This window comes from Gilliamella sp. ESL0232, assembly GCF_013346885.1.
GTDB lineage: Bacteria > Pseudomonadota > Gammaproteobacteria > Enterobacterales > Orbaceae > Gilliamella > Gilliamella bombi.
On record NZ_JAAEDW010000001.1, the window covers coordinates 1 to 16,547 of the forward strand.

Consider the following 16,547-nt stretch of genomic DNA (forward strand, 5'->3'; position numbering starts at 1 on the left):
TTTCCCACCGTTTATCTGTTAGCATTGTTCTTGGCATGATGAATCGAGTTATGGTTGTTTTTGACAGAATTATTATAACTCACATCATGCCGTCTAAAAAATAATCACGAAAGATCAACACGCCCTAGTAAGCATCTTTTTTATTAGCATGAATTTTTTATTTGTCTTTAAAAAATTAAGTAAACAAATGAGTATAATTTTGTCAAAAAGTTTCAGGTAACCCTACGTTTCAGTAAAAAATATTGTTTTTTAGATCGTTAAATGCTTTTTAACAAGTTGCGATCTTATTTTTATTTATACTCGTGCGTACTGCCTAATATTTTATCTATGGGGAAACATCTATTATTGCTTGAAAATACATTTCTTATATATTTTTTCAATCCAAAAAATTGAGTAGTGACAGCACAATAAAATAGCTGGGTATATTATAAAATTAAGCGTGATCCATGCTGATATCAGCAAATCAATACCAATCGAATTGATTAAATAACGCTGATATAAATAAGGATATCGAATTAACCGAGGGATAATCATAAAAATAAGGCTAATTAAAATGCCAATAAGTAAACCACAAAAGACTAAACCTGACGGTTTTTTTATTTTGTTTAAAATGAAGATTGAAATAAGAATAAAACAGAAATAACACAATCCATAATACATTAAATAATAATATTCAGGTGTATGGTATTGTTTTTTGATAAAACGATAACACCATTGATAACTTAGCAATCCTCCGACACAATTAAACAACAATATAACAATTAGATTAATGATTTTCATCGGATAATCCTTTTAACTTCAATAAGTTATATGATTTCACTGTAATTTATGCTAATAATATGTGACTTTGCTAAATTAATGAAGTGTTTTTATAAATTTTATAACGTGATCAATTTATATTTGTGTATTTAGCTACAGCCAATAATTAAAAATGCCGACTAAAATTGTCGGCATTTTATTTTAAGTACTAACTTTTTATTAGGTCAATATCAATGCCTAATCCTTTGGCAATTCCAGTTCCATAGTCAGGGTGCACTTTATAGAAGTGTTTGAGCTGTCTGATTTGAATGTCTCGATTCACGTTTTTCATAGAGCCAACGATATTATCAATAAGCAGTTGTTTTTGATCAGACTGCATTAAGTTAAATAATGCGCGTGGTTGTGAGTAATAGTCGTCATCAACACGATGATCGTGCCTGTCCATTGTGCCAGCTGGTACATGCATTGGCGGTTCGGTATATTGTGGTTGTTGTTTTGGTGCGCTATCGACGCTATTAGGCTCATAGTTAGGCGCATTATCAGGAGCATAAAAACGCATTGCACCATCACGTTGATAATTATGAACAGGGCATTTTGGAGCATTGATCGGCAATTGTTGATAATTAGTACCAATACGATAGCGGTGCGCATCGGCATAAGCAAAAATTCGACCTTGAAGCATTTTATCTGGTGATAAACCCGTTCCTGGCACTACATTACTTGGTTCAAATGCTGCTTGTTCAACTTCAGCAAAATAGTTTTCTGGATTACGATTCAGTTCCATTACGCCGACTTCGATTAATGGGAACTGTTTTTGTGACCAAACTTTAGTAACATCAAATGGGTTTTCAGGATGGTTGTTAGCTTGTTCTTCTGTCATTACTTGTATGTAAAGTCGCCATTTTGGATAATCTCCTCGCTCAATGGCTTTGAACAAATCTTCTTGTGCTGAATCTGGATTAGTTCCATCCATTTCTGCTGCTTTTTTAGGATGAATGTTTTTTATTCCTTGCTCAGTTCTGAAATGCCATTTAATCCAAGTGCGAACGCCATCTTTATTAATTAAGCTATAAGTATGGCTACCATAGCCGTGCATATGACGATAACCATCAGGAATACCACGATCAGAAAATAAAATAGTGACTTGGTGAAGTGATTCTGGTGATAAAGACCAAAAATCCCACATCATTTGTGGATCTTTTAAGTTGGTTTTGGGATCACGTTTTTGGGTGTGAATAAAGTCAGGAAACTTTAATGCATCACGTATAAAAAATACAGGTGTATTATTGCCTACTATATCCCAGTTGCCTTCGTCAGTGTAAAATTTTACCGAAAATCCACGAGGGTCGCGGGCGGTGTCTGATGAGCCACGTTCTCCACCAACTGTTGAAAACCTTGCAAAAAGAGGTGTTTGTTTACCTATCTTAGCAAATATACTGGCGTGAGTATACTGAGTGATATCATTTGTTACCGTAAAGGTACCGTGTGCGCCAGAGCCTTTAGCGTGTACACGTCTTTCAGGAATATTTTCACGGTTAAAATGGGCTAGTTTTTCAATGAGTTGATAATCATCAAGCAATACTGGACCACGAGGGCCAGCAGTTCGAGAGTTTTGATTATCGGCTATTGGGGCACCGTTATTGGTGGTTAGTTCTTTTTTTTCTGACATTGCAACACTCCTTTCTAGTATATTAAAGCGCTTTTGTAAATTAAAATAATCAATTAATTAATTTTTGAATTTAAAATTACTAAAACATATATATGGGACGGTAGTGCATAGTAAAAAGCTGGATATTGGGGGTTTTCAATACGTTAAAATATATTTAAACTCACAACATCTAATTTATATCTATAAATTTGTGTATTTCTAAATTTAAGGTTCTCAATGGAATAATACACTAAATCATTTATTTTTTGATAATTATGAAAATTTTGACAATTTTTTAAATTGTTATCAATAAATTCAAGCGTAAATAATTTCGGGCAATCGAATATCCCAAGGTTTGTTCTCAATATGTTGGACTTTTTGGCAAGCAAAAGCAAGCCCAATTGGTAAAATTTGTTGAGTTTGATAATTTGCTAGTAATCGGTCATAAAATCCTCCACCCATGCCCATACGATGACCTCGTTGATCAAAAGCAACTAGTGGCGTAAAAACAATGTCGAGTTGATGGTAAGGAAGTACATTTAATACATTTAACTTTGGTTCTAATATACCAAAGTTATTTTTTATGAGTTGAGTTTGACTGGTATATTTTAAAAAGAGTAAGTTTTTGGTTGCAAAAGGGTGGATAACAGGTAAATAGACGGATTTATTTTGTTGCCATAAATAGTTAATTATAGGTTGGGTTTCGACTTCGCCATCAAATGATAAAAATATGGCGATATTTCTTGCTTTATTAATCGCTTGGTGACAGGCAATTTTTTGATATATAGCGTGTTGTGCAATCTCACGTTCATCGGGAGATAATTGTCGCCGTTTTTGACGAATGATTTGCCTTATATTCATCAGTTTTCACTGTTGTTTAAAAGTAAAAGAGCGCTCCAAGATGTCGTTAGGGTCGTAACCCTTGAACCCAAGGTTCAAGGTGAACATTGTGTTTTAATTTTTAGGTTTCCTTACAAGTAAGGCATACACACCAATTAAAAGTCACTCCGTTCTTAAGTTTAGAATATCGGCTCAGGGGACTAACCCATATGGCGATCATCTCAGAGTCGTATGCTATAATACAAAATTTGACGGATCATACAATACTATTTGTATTAAATTTACAATTCAAGTAGTTAATTATTAGGATTTAGGGCAGAATCGAGTAATTGTTGTAACATTTTTAACCGATCGCCAAATTCACTGCTTTTTTCTTTTTCTTTTGAGAGTTCGTAAGAAATGTTTAGAGCGGCAGTCATAATAAGTTGATCACTGCCAACATGTGGAGACTTTTCTCGTAAATTTGTTAAGCGCGCATCTAAATCTTTTGCGGCATTGTTAAGTGCGTCGACTTCATCAACAGGACAATTAAATTTTAATGTTCGTCCAAAAATTTGAATAGTGACAGCTTGAGTTTCCATATTTAACCTATTGATTCATAAAACGATTAATTTTATCGATAATGTGTTTTTTATCTAGTCCTATTTCTTGCCTTATTTCGCTTTGAGAGCCTTGAGAAATAAACTTATCAGGGAGTCCAATATTTAAAATATCACATTTTATTTTTTTCGATAATAAATATTCACAGACGGCGCTACCTGCTCCGCCTTTGATACTGTTTTCTTCGATGGTGACAAGTATATTATGAGTTTGGCTAATGTGCAAAAGGACTTTTTCATCTAATGGTTTAACAAAACGCATATCGATAACTGTAGCATTGATTTGTTCTGCAGCTTGTAAAACTTCGGTAAGTAAAGCGCCAAAATTTAGTAAAGCAATATTTTCACCTTGCCGGCACAATTTAGATTGTCCCAAAGGAATTGCTGTTAATGGGATTAATGGTGTTCCAGTGCCTTCACCACGGGGGTAACGTACTGCTGCAGGACCATTATGTAAATAGCCTGTGTAGAGCATTTGTCGACATTCGTTTTCGTCACTCGGTGTCATAATGACCATATTGGGTATGCAGCGTAGATAACTTAAGTCAAATGCACCTTGGTGAGTTTCACCGTCGGCGCCGACAATTCCTGCACGATCGATAGCAAACAATACAGGTAAGTTTTGAATAGCAATATCATGAATTACTTGATCATAAGCGCGTTGCAAAAAAGTTGAGTAAATAGCTACAACAGGTTTTAATTCACTAATTGCAAACCCAGCAGCAAGGGTTACCGCATGTTGTTCGGCTATTGCAACATCAAAAAATTGGTCAGGATAATTATTTGCAAATTTTGTCATACCTGAACCTTCCCCCATTGCTGGGGTTATTGCCATTAAACGTTTATCATTTTGCGCCATTTCGCATAACCAATCGCCGAATACTTGCGAATATGTTGGCGCAACTTTTTGAGTAGTAGGTAATATACCATCATTTGGATTAAATTTTGGTACGCCATGCCATAAAGTCGGATCTTTTTCAGCTGGTGCGTAGCCTTTGCCTTTTTGTGTTATTACATGAAGCAGTTGTGGACCCTTTAATTGGCGAACTTTTTGTAAAGTTGCGACCAATCCATTAATATCATGTCCATCAACAGGACCTATATAATTAAATCCAAGTTCTTCAAATAAGATAGCTGGTGTGACTAATCCTTTTAAGTGTTCTTCAGTTTTTTTAACAAGTTCTTTTAATGGTGGAATATTAGCTAATATTCGTTTGCTATTTTCCCTAAAAGATGTATAGGCTTTACTTGATAAGATTTGAGTTAGATGTTGGTTAAGTGCACCGGTATTTGCAGAAATTGACATATCATTATCGTTGACAATCACTAGCATATCTGGCTTAACATGACCAGCGTGATTCATTGCTTCAAATGCCATACCAGCAGTTAATGCTCCATCACCAATAATGGCCGCTACTTTTTTACCTGATTGTTTTTTTTGTTCGCTAATTGCAATACCAAGTGCTGCACTAATTGAAGTTGAAGAATGACCTGTGGTTAGCACATCATATTTACTCTCATTACGATGAGGAAATGGATGAAGTCCCCCTTTTTGACGAATAGTGAGCATTTGGTCTCGTCGACCAGTTAAAATTTTGTGAGGGTAAGCTTGATGACCAACATCCCAAATAATTTTATCAAAAGGTGTGTGATAAACATAATGCAAGGCTGTTGTTAATTCAACAACACCTAGTCCCGATGCTAAATGACCACTTGATTGACTTACGCATGCGAGTAAATATTGTCTAAGCTCGTGACAAATAGACGATAACTGTGACTGAGGAAAACGTCTTAGATCCTCAGGCGAGTTTATTTGTTTTAACAAAGGGTAATTATCTAAATTCATTATGTAATGCTGTATTTTAGCTAGTTATTAACTATTGCGATTAATAATATAACCAGCAAGATCCTGTAATGGCTGATTATTATAAGGTATTTGTTTTAGACTATCGATAGCTTGCTGATAGAGTTGCTGGGTTAGTTTTACTGCGCTATCTAGCCCAATTAATGCAGGGTATGTACTTTTTTCATGAGTAAGGTCTGAACCTTGTGGTTTACCCATAATAGATTGCTCGCCAATGATATCTAAAATATCGTCTTGAATTTGAAATGCTAGCCCAATAGCCTCAGCATAGCGATCGAGCATTAGCTGATAAGGTTTAGCTATTTCACCGCATGCAAAAGCACCCAAACGGATTGCCGTTTTGATCAATGCTCCTGTTTTATAACAATGTATTTTTTGCAAATGTTCAAGACTAATTGATTGATGTGTGGCCTGTAAATCAAGTGATTGACCAAGGCACATGCCATTAACGCCACTGGCATGGGCAAGTTCAGTTATCATATTAATTTTAGTTTCAGCATCGATTAATTTACTTTTTGCTAGTATTGAAAAGGCTAAACTTTGTAAGGCGTCACCAGCAAGTATTGCTTGAGCTTCACCAAATTGGATATGGCAGGTTGGTTTTCCTCGGCGTAAGTCATCATTATCCATTGCAGGTAAGTCATCATGAATTAATGAATAAGTATGAATTGCTTCAATCGCAGCAGCGGCTTCATCTAACTTAGAAAGGGGGCAATTAAACATTTGTCCAGTTAAATAGACTAAAATAGGTCGAATTCGTTTTCCACCAGCCAACAAACTATAACTCATTGCTTGTTGAAGTTGAGATGGTTCAATTTGTGAAATATAGGTGGTTAAAAACGAATCAATTCGTTCTTGTAATGGCTTTAAACTATTCATTATCATCATTTGAGAATTCTGACAGTTCGGAGTCACTATTTTCAGATAATAAAATCTGAATGCGTTGCTCAGCTTGCTGTAACTGTTTTTGTCCTGCTTTTGCTAATTTGATCCCTTTTTCAAACTCATTTAGTGCTTCGTCTAATGGTAGATCGCCGTTTTCTAATTGAGCTACAATGGTTTCGAGCTGTTTAAGTGTCTCTTCGAAACTTACTTCTTTGTCTTGCTTTTTTGCCATATTCAATTCCTCTTTGCGTGCGATGAGTATACACTTATTTCCCATAATCGTGAATCTAGGTTTTGTTTATTTACTCTCATTTTCGTTATTCAATTCATCCATTGATAATAAGGTAATATCTGGATTAATCGGTTTTTTAACTTCGATACCCATTTCACGAAATCGTTCAATTTGTCCAATTACATTGCCACGACCTTTACATAATTTGTTCATGGAATTTTGATAGGTTTGTTGAGCTTTGTCTAAACAACTTCCCAGATTTTCCATATCTTCAACAAAGCCACGCATTTTGTCATATAATTTGCTTGCTCTATCGGCAATAAGTTCAGCATTACGATTTTGATATTCAAATCGCCATAAATTATGGATAGTTCGTAATGCAACTAATAAAGTAGTGGGGCTTACTATCATAATATTACTTTTCAGCGCATCGTTAATTAATGTTGGGTCATTATCTATTGCACTTAAAAATGCTGGCTCGACAGGAATAAACATCAAAATATAATCTAATGAATTAATGCCAATAAGTTTATGATAATCTTTTTGACTAAGTTGTTTTAAATGGTTACGCACAGCCGTTAAATGTTCGGCCATTGCTTTTGCTTTAACGTTTTCGTCATCACTATTAAAATGGCGTTCGTAGGCAACCAAGGCCACTTTTGAATCAATAACTACATCACCCCCTTGCGGTAAGTGAACAATGACATCAGGTTGTAATCGTTGATTGTTCTCGTTGGTTAGATTAACTTGTGTTTCGTACTCATAACCTGAACGTAATCCTGAATTGTCCAGAATTTGACTTAGAATAAATTCCCCCCAATTCCCTTGGGTTTTGTTATTACCTTTTAACGCATTAGTTAGATTGGTTGCTTCTTTACTCATTTGTTCATTAAGTAGTTGCAAGTTACGGATTTCATGCGTCAGTGTGTGGCGTTCTTTTGCCTCTTGTCCAAAACTGTCTTGTACTTGTTTTTTAAAACCTTCTAGTTGCTCTTTTAGTGGTGAAAGTAAAAAATCAAGGCTTTGCTTATTTTGTTGTTCAATCTTTTTGCCACTCTGTTCGAAAATACGATTGGCTAGGTTTTCAAACTGAGTCGTAAGCCGTTGTTCGCTTTGTTCTAGTATGGTTTGTCGTTCATGTGTTGCACTTAACGTTTCTTCTAAACGCGTTTTGAGTTCACTAATTTTAACATTCTGCGCTAGATTTTGTTGTCGATACTGCTCTAATTCATGCTCAAGTTGTTTTACTTGAATTACTAAAGTTTGGTTTTCTTCCTTTTTTTGAATTAGTTGTAGATCGAATAGTTGCTGTAAATTATTAATTGTTGATTGAGATTTTATAGCAAATATAAATAACATTAAGGCAACAATCCCAATAATAATGGCAATCCATTCGGTTAATCCTAAAGCATTGAACATAATTAAGCCCTTTCAAAAGTAAATGACATCACATCATTCAAGCTATTGCAATTTAAGGCAAGCATAATTAAACGGTCTAATCCGACAGCGACTCCAGCACAGTCTGGTAGCCCAGCTTCCATAGCGGCCAGTAATTCAATGTCAATATTCTGAGCTGGTAAATTTTGATTAGTACGATCTAAATTATTTTGTTCAAAACGCATTCGTTGTTCTTGTGCATTAGTCAATTCTTTAAAGCCATTAGCAAGTTCAACACCTTTGTAATAGAACTCAAAACGGCTAGCTACACGATGATCTTCTGGGCTAATAACGGCTAATGCAGCTTGTGATGCTGGAAAGTTAAATACAGCAATAGGCTTGTCTTGACCAATATGTGGTTCAACACCGAAAGTGAATAAGCATTGTAACAATCCATCTTTATCATAATTATCTGTGTTAAGTCCGATATCAAGCTGATTTGCTGCATTGACTAAGGTTGCGTGATCGGCTTCCAAAGGATCAATATTAAGATGCCTTTGAAACGCTTTTTGATAAGAAATACGTTCAGCAGGTTCACAATCTAAAATGGTTTGTAATAGATCATCGACTTCATTAATCATTTGCATCATATCAAATTGGATGCGATACCATTCTAACATGGTAAACTCAGGGTTATGATAACGGCTGAATTCTTCATGATTACGAAAACATTTACACATTTGATAAATTGGACCACTACCAGCAGCTAGTAAGCGTTTCATATGATATTCAGGGCTAGTAATTAATGACATGTTTCGCCCTTGTTGATCATCGATTTCACCAGGCTTTAAAAATTTAGTGTGAAAAGAGCTTAAATGTACGTCTGTTACTGCATATTGGCTTAAGGTAGGTGTTTCGACCTCTAAAATACAGCGATCAGCAAAAAATTGACGAATTTGAGAAACAATTTTCGCGCGCTTAAGTAAATTATTTATAGGTGCAGAAGGTTGCCAAGTCATAAAAATATCCATGGATTTTGATTAGTTACTAAAAAGAAGTGAAATAGGGCAAAAGCCCTATTTCTTATTGCTGGCGTTCATTTTGCCATATTGAGAACAAATTGTCGTATTTTTCTTGTTGTTGCCAAATATGACGATGTAATGCGGAAAGAATAATTGGGTCTTCTAAAATCGCTAACTGCTTTTCTTTACTCATTTTTTCTAAGTCTATGTGTTGATATTGTTCAATAAGCTCATTGCGTTTTTGTTGGTTTTTATTATTAACTCTATGTCTTGAAGTCGATAAAGAGCAAGTTAGCGCATTATATATAGGATCGACCAACGCCATAACAAAGCCATGCTCAACAAATGCAGTTTCAGTTTTAATTAAATATTCGCCTGTAAGAGTAACAGCTCTTGTAGGATGCGTTTCTTCAGGGGTTAAAAATAGTCCTGCTTTTTTTGCCTTCATGCCGATACTTGAAAGCCCAGATACTCTAATTACTAAAGGTGAAATGGTTAAAGGTATTAATATGGCTATATACCAATAAGTAAATTGTGGATTTAACCAGATAATTACTCCTAACCAGATAATACCTAATAATGACAGTGGCCAACAAAAATAAAATGACTCCCCCCATGTTAGAGCGTCGTCATTTCGGGATGGTGACTTCCATTGAATTTTACTGCCCATCCATGCTTTAAGTACAAATTTACTATGAAAGATCATGCGTATTGGCGCTAAAATCATTGACCAAATCATTTCAATCAGTATTGATAAAGTTAATTTAAATATACCGCCAACATCTTTTGCCCCAGTTCTGGCTATAATAATACCGTAGCTGAAGAATTTAGGTGCAAACAGTAAAACCATTGTGGTTGATAATAGTTGAATGGCTAATTGTTCATCCCACCTTGGCCAAGTCGGATAAAATTGGTTAGGTTGGAAGAAATATTGAGGCTCAGAAATATTAAACACCAATAATAATAGTGTCGAAAATATTAAAAATACTAGCCACAATAATGAAGAAATATAAGCCATGCCACTAGTTGCAAACATTAAACGATGGGTCAATTTAATACCGCTTTTGAAGATTAGCCTTAAATTAATTAAGTTACCCATACACCAGCGATTATCACGTTTTAAATCTTCAATCATATTACCAGGAAGCTCTTCATAACTTCCATTCATATTATAAGCAATCCAGACGCCATAACCAGCACGACGCATAAGCGTCGCCTCAACTAGATCATGCGATAAGATATGAATTGGACCCTTACGTTTTTGCAATGGAGATAATATGCAATGCTCAATAAAAGGTTTTAAGCGAATCATTGCATTATGTCCCCAATATTGCGCTTCGCTTAATTGCCAAAAGTGTGTACCAGAACAAAATATATCACTATAAATCTGGTTGGCAAATTGTTGAATACGTCCATAAAGCGTGGTCATTCTTACTGATTTTGGTGGTGATTGTAAAATACCGGCTTTTGGGGTCATTTCCATCATGGCGATCATTTTTAAAATGCAATCACCAGTCATGATACTATCGGCATCAAGGATCATCATGTATTCATATTGATGTCCCCAACGACGGCAAAAGTCATCAATATTACCACTTTTACGTTTTACTCGGCGTTTGCGATGGCGATAAAAAACGTTGCAACCATTGTTTTGTTTTGCTGCATTAAATTCAGCCCAAGCTTTAAGTTCGTTCACATATAGATCGGGATCGTTAGTATCACTTAATATATAAAAATCACAACAAGCTGCGTGGCCTGTTTCAGCTAAAGATTGATAAGTTGCTTGTAACCCAGCAAATACTCGAGCAACATCTTCATTACAAATTGGCATAACAAGAGCGGTTCGATGCTTTGCGTCGATATGTGATGCTGGGTCCTTGGGAATAGGAATAGTGTAACGGTCTTTACCCATGACGGCTAAAATTAGGCCCATAATGCTGGTCCAAAATCCAATGGAGATCCAACAAAACAAAATAGCAAACAGGATAATAATCGCCCCTTGTATGATATAAGGTATTATGCTGTAGATGGCTAATTCAGGATTGATATCCCAATTAGTCATAAAATTGATTTTTTGCCAACTTTGGTATGGTAATAAAGAAGATAGATAAGTGGTTCCATAATATGTTTGTACTACAATCAGCGCAAACATAATAAAGCGTCGAATTATAGCTAAAATATTAAAGTTATGTTTTGACTTGGCAATATAGCGCTGGTTCCAGATTTGAGGTTGAATTGGAACGCGTTCAACTTCAGGATAACTTGGTTGTTGTTTTCGGTCATCAATAAAAGAACTAGTATCGCCAATCTGATTTAAGCGATATTTTAAGAACTCAACATCATCAGGTGATGTTGTATTATTTTCATATTTTTGACGCCAAGCTTCAGCATCAGGTAGATTTGTAAAGTAATCTTTTTTCATATTTTTATCTTATAATAATAATGACTATTACATTACTATTGTGCTGGGTATTGCCCGCTCCAAGTTTCAGAAATCACTTCATTGGTTGCTTGTGAAGCGAGTTGTACACGAATATCCGTTGCCTTTTTACTATCTTGGACGTTGAATCTAACAATTACACGCCATCCTTTTATTATTGGATTGTACTGTGAATCACAGCTTACAATAGAGCCGTTAGTAATACTTGAAATTACTTTGACTGGGTCATTTTCTGATAATGAAGGACCAGCGAAGTCAATCACGTACGCATTAGAGCCATCAAGTTTACGAATTAAATTAGCTTGTTTTATATCGCCGAGTGATAATCGGGTACTAATAGCTTTTGCGATATTATTAGGATAACGCTGTAATTCATGTAATGAATAATGTAATCGATATTTTATATCAAGCACGTCGCCAGCTTTATATTGTTTTTCTGGCACCCAAAAAGTGACAATATTATCGTTAGTTTCGTCTGCTGTTGGGATTTCAACTAATTCGACTCGTCCTTTTTGCCAATCGCCTAAAATTTCAGTCCAAACGCTTGGTCGTTTTTCATAGTGATCATCGAGATCTTGATAATCATCAAAACCTTTATCACGCTGAATTAAGCCAAAAGCTTTTGGGTTTTCTAAACTATACGATGAAAACGATAGACGTTTAGGGTTATTTAATGGACGCCATATCCATTCGTTATTATTAGCTAAAATTGACAGACCATTAGAGTCATGCATTGCAGGTCGATAATTTAACAATGGTGATGGTTGATTAGGCCCAAATAAAAACATACTGGTGAGTGGGGCAATGCCAAGTTTTTTTACAGAATCGCGGAAAAAGACCTTAGCTTGAACTGTAACAGTAGTATCAATACTTGGAATCAATGTAATTTTATAAGCACCAGTTACGCTTGGTGAGTCAAGTAATGCATAGATAACTAAATGTTTTTGATTTGGTTCTGGTCTTTCAATCCAGTACTCTTTGAAACGTGGAAATTCTTCACCAGACATTTCTCCAGTGTTAATGGCAAGCCCTCTTGCCGAAAGACCATAGCGTTGATCTTTACCTACCGCACGAAAATAACTGCCACCAAGAGCTGAAAATATTTCATCGTCGGTTTTTGTTGGATTATTAATTGGGTAATGGACTTTAAAACCAGCAAAACCCAAATTTTTAGTATCTAGTTTATCAAGATTAATCTGGCTTAAATCAAAATAGCTAGGATCATATTGTATTGGAGTTATTTGGTTATTAACAATTTCATTAATCTTTATTGGAACATCAAAGTACATTCCTTCGTGATAAAACTCAAGTTTAAAACGACTTTTTTGATCACCCCAGTAAGCTTTTTTATGATTAAATAGAATTTTTTGGTAATCAGCAAATTGTAAAGATGCTAATTCATTAGGAATATTTTTAGATGGTTGAACATAAGCCTTTTTAGATAGTTTTTCAGCTTTTTCAACTACATCATCAAGCGAAAAAGCCCATGCAGAAAAACTAATACAAGTAGCTGAAGCTAAGCAAAGCACCTTGCAAATTAAAGTTTTATTAAACTTATGAATTGGAAATAAATTGCACATAAAAGACTCGCGTTAGTATTATCTAAAAATATTGAAATAATTGATAATATTGTTTTTTGGATCATCTAAGCATTTCTCAACGTAATCCACTTTCATTTCTTGAAGAATGCTTGGGTTTTCGTTTATTAGGAAGTAAGAATAGTCATCTTTAGTAATCTTTGCTTTTAAGGATGAGATATCTTGTTCTGACATTCTAAATTGTGGTCGAAAATATTGTGTTATTTTTGCATTATCTTTTGTATAAATTGCTGCAACGAAATCAGCTGAATATTGGCAATAACTTTTTATATTGTTTTCAGTTGCTTTTATTTTACTTAGTTCCATATTATGTTCGGCTTGGTTTTCCTCAACTACTTTTTTGAGTTGCACATGATACTTTAATTTATATAGTTCATTTAAATAAAAATTCAATACGCAAGAGGAGAGATTATTATTGCCTTTACAATTTAGAATACCTTGTTTAATAATGTAGTTATCGAAGTTTTTATCACCAACAAACCGAATTAGCTGATTTTTAGCATCAACAACATAAGGGTCGTTAGTTTCAGTTTGTTGTTTTAATAGAGATAGTTGCTCTGTTTCGGAAATTGGTTCATTATTTTTTAAAGGTAAATTTTTTTTTGCACAACTTGTGACAAGAATAGCGACAAAGGTGCATATAAGGATATTACTTACTTTCATTTATCAAATTCCATGAGCATATTCTTTAGGTTAATTTTAAAGCGAGCAACTTTGCCACTAATTTAGTCACGTTATTAGTAACAACAGCCACTTATAACGATTATTGTTATAGCGCGAAATTATATACTCTTATTAATTTAAAAAACACTAGCAGATTAAATTAAATTTATAAAAATTGTACTTTATATACGGTCATTTCTCTCTAATGTTTGCATATTTTTTTATTATCGACCGTAAATTTAGTTTCATGATCAACTGAGGGTTTAAATTTCCCCTTTGCTTTTAAAAAAGCGATTAGTTGCTCGGCATTCATGTTGGATTTTGAACAAGTATGAAATATGGCATCTTCTCCAAACTTACTTTTGATAGCATCAAGTAAAGAAGATTCGGTATAATTGTTTCCATTCATCATATGCAATACTTCGTGTCCATGAATTGACATTATAGCCTCCCTGAATTATTGTTCATTTTAATGATTAATTCATTATTTTTAGTCCCGAAAGATAACAGATATTTTTAATAAGAAAAAGAGGTTTGATATTAAAAATATAATAAAGTTTTAATTATTCCCCCTGATTTACATCGGGGGAAGAAATAACAGCAAAAAAGCTGTAAATTCAAGCAAGAATAATCTTTCTTTTATTTTTTAATTGTTGGTTAATTTTGTAATGATTGATTGATTTTCGCTTTTAACCTGGAGAATAACAACAGATATAGTATCAGCAAGTTTGTAGCAAACCTCATCTTTAATTTTGATGATTCCTTCCTCAGGTAACGAGATAATTTCTTCCTTGACTGAGTGAATCATTGAAAGTGGCATAAATGCAAAAGCGCCTATATCACATAAACGAACTCGAGCACCACCACGATTGATATCGATAATTTCAGCAGAAAAACTTTCACCTACTTTATTTGATAAGTATTGAGCATAAAGGTTTTCAGCCATATCACGTTCTGCATAGCGTAATGTTTTGCGTCTTTCATTCATGTTTTTTAATTGATCTTTATCGGGTGCGACTAATTCTTGTGATCGGATAAATGCTTTGATTAATCGATGGTTGACCATATCACCATATTTACGTATTGGTGAAGTCCATGTTGCATAGGCATCAAATCCCAAACCAAAATGTGGTTTAGGTTCAGTTGAAAAATCAGCAGGGCTTTGGAACTTACGAAGTTTTGTGGACAAAAATGGAGTGTTGTCGATTATACGACGCAACTTTACGTAACCATCGAAAGATAATAATGATTCTTTATCAAATTCAGTGATTCCGTTGTCATTTAAAAAAGTCACTACTTGTTCAATATATTTATTATCAAAACCTGAATGAATATTAAAAATTCCAAAACCAATTTTATTTTTTAATTGCAATGTTAAAGCTTGGTTTGCTAAAACCATGACTTCTTCTACTATTTGATTTGCAATCCGACGAGACTCTTTAATTATTGATTTAACTTGGCGATTTTCATCAAGTTCAAAACGATAATCTCCATTATCTTTAAAAACTAATGCATGATTTTGCCGCCATGTCATACGAATTTTTGCTAAGTCAGCTAAATGTTTAAGTTGCTGTTTAATAATTGGATTGTTAGTTTCTAAATCTTCATTATTTTCTAAAAAATTAGAAACATTGTTATAAGTTAATTTAGCTTTTGATTCAATCCAAGCTGGTATAAAAGTGATCTCATCGCTATTAATATTGCCCGTTTCGTCAATACCCATTTTACATATCATTGCTGGACGTTTTTGATTTGCTTTTAATGAACATAAATCATTGGCAAGCTCTTTGGGTAGCATAGGGATATTAAAATCAGGTAAATAAGTGGTAAAATTTCTGATTTTGGCAATACGATCAAGTTCGCTATCTTGTAATACATAAGCGGTAGGATCGGCAATGGCAACCGTCAATTGATAATCTCCTTGTTCACCTTTTGATATCGCAATAGCATCATCCATATCTTCTGTATCTTCGTTATCGATGGTGAAAAAGTTAACATCGGTTAAATCTTGACGGTTATCAAGTTCAGTACCGTTAATTGATAATGAATCGAACTGTGGGGCGTGAGTTTCTAAATCGTAGCGCGCTAACGTTTTTAGCCAAAGTTGATAAGGTGAATTGCTTTCAGCAACAAAACGAACAATTTCGGCAAGAAATTGATTCCGTTCTTCTTGCAAAGGGTGAGAAACAAGCGTTGCCACAACCCAATCGCCTTCTTTTAGTTTTTCGCTAACTTGCTTGTTTATTTTGCAACGAATGGCTAGATTAGTTGACATATTTTCAGGATAAATAACCATTGCACGATCTTGAAAGCCTATTTTGCCAATAAATTTTTGCAATGCACTTTCAATTAATGATTCAGGTTCAAAAGACTCTTTATCGTTATTACTTATTACTGTCCCTAATACCTTATCACCATTGCAAACTCTTTTCATTTTAGCAATAGGGATGAAATAACTTTTTTTATTATCAACATCTAAAAAACCAAATCCTTTTTCATGAGCTCTAATAGTGCCTTCAACGCGTGGTGTTTGCTCATGGAGTTCTTGTTTTAATTGTGCAAGTAGAGGGTTATTTTGAAACATATGGCCTAACACTAGTTAAAAAGTTGGTATTAAATT

Annotated in this window: 13 protein-coding genes and 1 other RNA gene; all 14 read right to left on the reverse strand. The window is 34.4% G+C overall.

Going from position 1 to position 16,547, the window contains the following annotated elements:
* Nucleotides 1-967: 967 nt before the first annotated feature.
* Nucleotides 968-2,428, reverse strand: coding sequence for a catalase (locus GYW75_RS00005; protein ID WP_174798008.1), 1,461 nt, complete (start codon nt 2,426-2,428; stop codon nt 968-970).
* A gap of 294 nt (nt 2,429-2,722) precedes the next feature.
* Nucleotides 2,723-3,268, reverse strand: coding sequence for a 5-formyltetrahydrofolate cyclo-ligase (locus GYW75_RS00010; protein ID WP_174798009.1), 546 nt, complete (start codon nt 3,266-3,268; stop codon nt 2,723-2,725).
* A 29-nt stretch (nt 3,269-3,297) separates the two neighbouring features.
* A non-coding RNA gene (gene ssrS / locus GYW75_RS00015) (6S RNA) lies at nt 3,298-3,478 on the reverse strand.
* Between the two features lie 65 nt (nt 3,479-3,543).
* Nucleotides 3,544-3,828 (reverse strand): cell division protein ZapA, encoded by a 285-nt coding sequence (gene zapA / locus GYW75_RS00020; RefSeq protein ID WP_065589209.1) that lies wholly within the window; start codon nt 3,826-3,828, stop codon nt 3,544-3,546.
* 7 nt (nt 3,829-3,835) lie between these two features.
* Complete coding sequence (gene dxs, locus GYW75_RS00025; RefSeq protein WP_174798010.1) at nt 3,836-5,692, reverse strand: 1-deoxy-D-xylulose-5-phosphate synthase; 1,857 nt, start codon at nt 5,690-5,692, stop codon at nt 3,836-3,838.
* 27 nt (nt 5,693-5,719) lie between these two features.
* The gene (gene ispA, locus GYW75_RS00030) at nt 5,720-6,598 is read right to left on the reverse strand and encodes a (2E,6E)-farnesyl diphosphate synthase (protein ID WP_174798011.1); all 879 of its coding nucleotides are present in this window, start codon (nt 6,596-6,598) and stop codon (nt 5,720-5,722) included.
* Entirely contained in the window at nt 6,582-6,827 is a 246-nt protein-coding gene (gene xseB / locus GYW75_RS00035) for an exodeoxyribonuclease VII small subunit (RefSeq protein WP_174798012.1), read from the reverse strand. Before xseB ends, ispA begins: the two co-directional genes overlap by 17 nt.
* Before the next feature lie 66 nt (nt 6,828-6,893).
* The gene (gene rmuC / locus GYW75_RS00040; RefSeq protein ID WP_363319000.1) at nt 6,894-8,186 is read right to left on the reverse strand and encodes a DNA recombination protein RmuC; all 1,293 of its coding nucleotides are present in this window, start codon (nt 8,184-8,186) and stop codon (nt 6,894-6,896) included.
* A 62-nt stretch (nt 8,187-8,248) separates the two neighbouring features.
* Entirely contained in the window at nt 8,249-9,223 is a 975-nt protein-coding gene (epmA, locus tag GYW75_RS00045) for an elongation factor P--(R)-beta-lysine ligase (protein WP_238786363.1), read from the reverse strand.
* Between the two features lie 64 nt (nt 9,224-9,287).
* Nucleotides 9,288-11,648: a glucans biosynthesis glucosyltransferase MdoH gene (mdoH, locus tag GYW75_RS00050; protein WP_174798015.1), complete on the reverse strand. Its 2,361-nt coding sequence runs from the start codon at nt 11,646-11,648 to the stop codon at nt 9,288-9,290.
* A gap of 35 nt (nt 11,649-11,683) precedes the next feature.
* Entirely contained in the window at nt 11,684-13,246 is a 1,563-nt protein-coding gene (locus GYW75_RS00055) for a glucan biosynthesis protein G (RefSeq protein ID WP_174798016.1), read from the reverse strand.
* An 18-nt stretch (nt 13,247-13,264) separates the two neighbouring features.
* A complete protein-coding gene (locus tag GYW75_RS00060; protein WP_065589216.1) occupies nt 13,265-13,927 on the reverse strand; it encodes a hypothetical protein in 663 nt (220 codons plus the stop codon).
* A gap of 202 nt (nt 13,928-14,129) precedes the next feature.
* Nucleotides 14,130-14,369, reverse strand: coding sequence for a YecH family metal-binding protein (locus tag GYW75_RS00065; protein ID WP_034910662.1), 240 nt, complete (start codon nt 14,367-14,369; stop codon nt 14,130-14,132).
* A gap of 204 nt (nt 14,370-14,573) precedes the next feature.
* Nucleotides 14,574-16,511 carry an exoribonuclease II gene (locus GYW75_RS00070; protein WP_174798017.1) on the reverse strand — a complete coding sequence of 646 codons (1,938 nt, stop codon included), beginning with the start codon at nt 16,509-16,511 and terminating at the stop codon, nt 14,574-14,576.
* Between the last annotated feature and the right edge of the window lie 36 nt (nt 16,512-16,547).

Coding starts and splice junctions, on each gene's coding strand:
- GYW75_RS00005 (WP_174798008.1), bottom strand. CDS start 2,428: ATGTCAGAAAAAAAAGAACTAACCACCAATAACGGTGCCCCAATAGCC.
- rmuC (WP_363319000.1), bottom strand. CDS start 8,186: ATGTTATTTATATTTGCTATAAAATCTCAATCAACAATTAATAATTTA.
- dxs (WP_174798010.1), bottom strand. CDS start 5,692: ATGAATTTAGATAATTACCCTTTGTTAAAACAAATAAACTCGCCTGAG.
- epmA (WP_238786363.1), bottom strand. CDS start 9,223: ATGACTTGGCAACCTTCTGCACCTATAAATAATTTACTTAAGCGCGCG.
- ispA (WP_174798011.1), bottom strand. CDS start 6,598: ATGATGATAATGAATAGTTTAAAGCCATTACAAGAACGAATTGATTCG.
- GYW75_RS00070 (WP_174798017.1), bottom strand. CDS start 16,511: ATGTTTCAAAATAACCCTCTACTTGCACAATTAAAACAAGAACTCCAT.
- GYW75_RS00055 (WP_174798016.1), bottom strand. CDS start 13,246: ATGTGCAATTTATTTCCAATTCATAAGTTTAATAAAACTTTAATTTGC.
- xseB (WP_174798012.1), bottom strand. CDS start 6,827: ATGGCAAAAAAGCAAGACAAAGAAGTAAGTTTCGAAGAGACACTTAAA.
- zapA (WP_065589209.1), bottom strand. CDS start 3,828: ATGGAAACTCAAGCTGTCACTATTCAAATTTTTGGACGAACATTAAAA.
- GYW75_RS00010 (WP_174798009.1), bottom strand. CDS start 3,268: ATGAATATAAGGCAAATCATTCGTCAAAAACGGCGACAATTATCTCCC.
- GYW75_RS00065 (WP_034910662.1), bottom strand. CDS start 14,369: ATGTCAATTCATGGACACGAAGTATTGCATATGATGAATGGAAACAAT.
- GYW75_RS00060 (WP_065589216.1), bottom strand. CDS start 13,927: ATGAAAGTAAGTAATATCCTTATATGCACCTTTGTCGCTATTCTTGTC.
- mdoH (WP_174798015.1), bottom strand. CDS start 11,648: ATGAAAAAAGATTACTTTACAAATCTACCTGATGCTGAAGCTTGGCGT.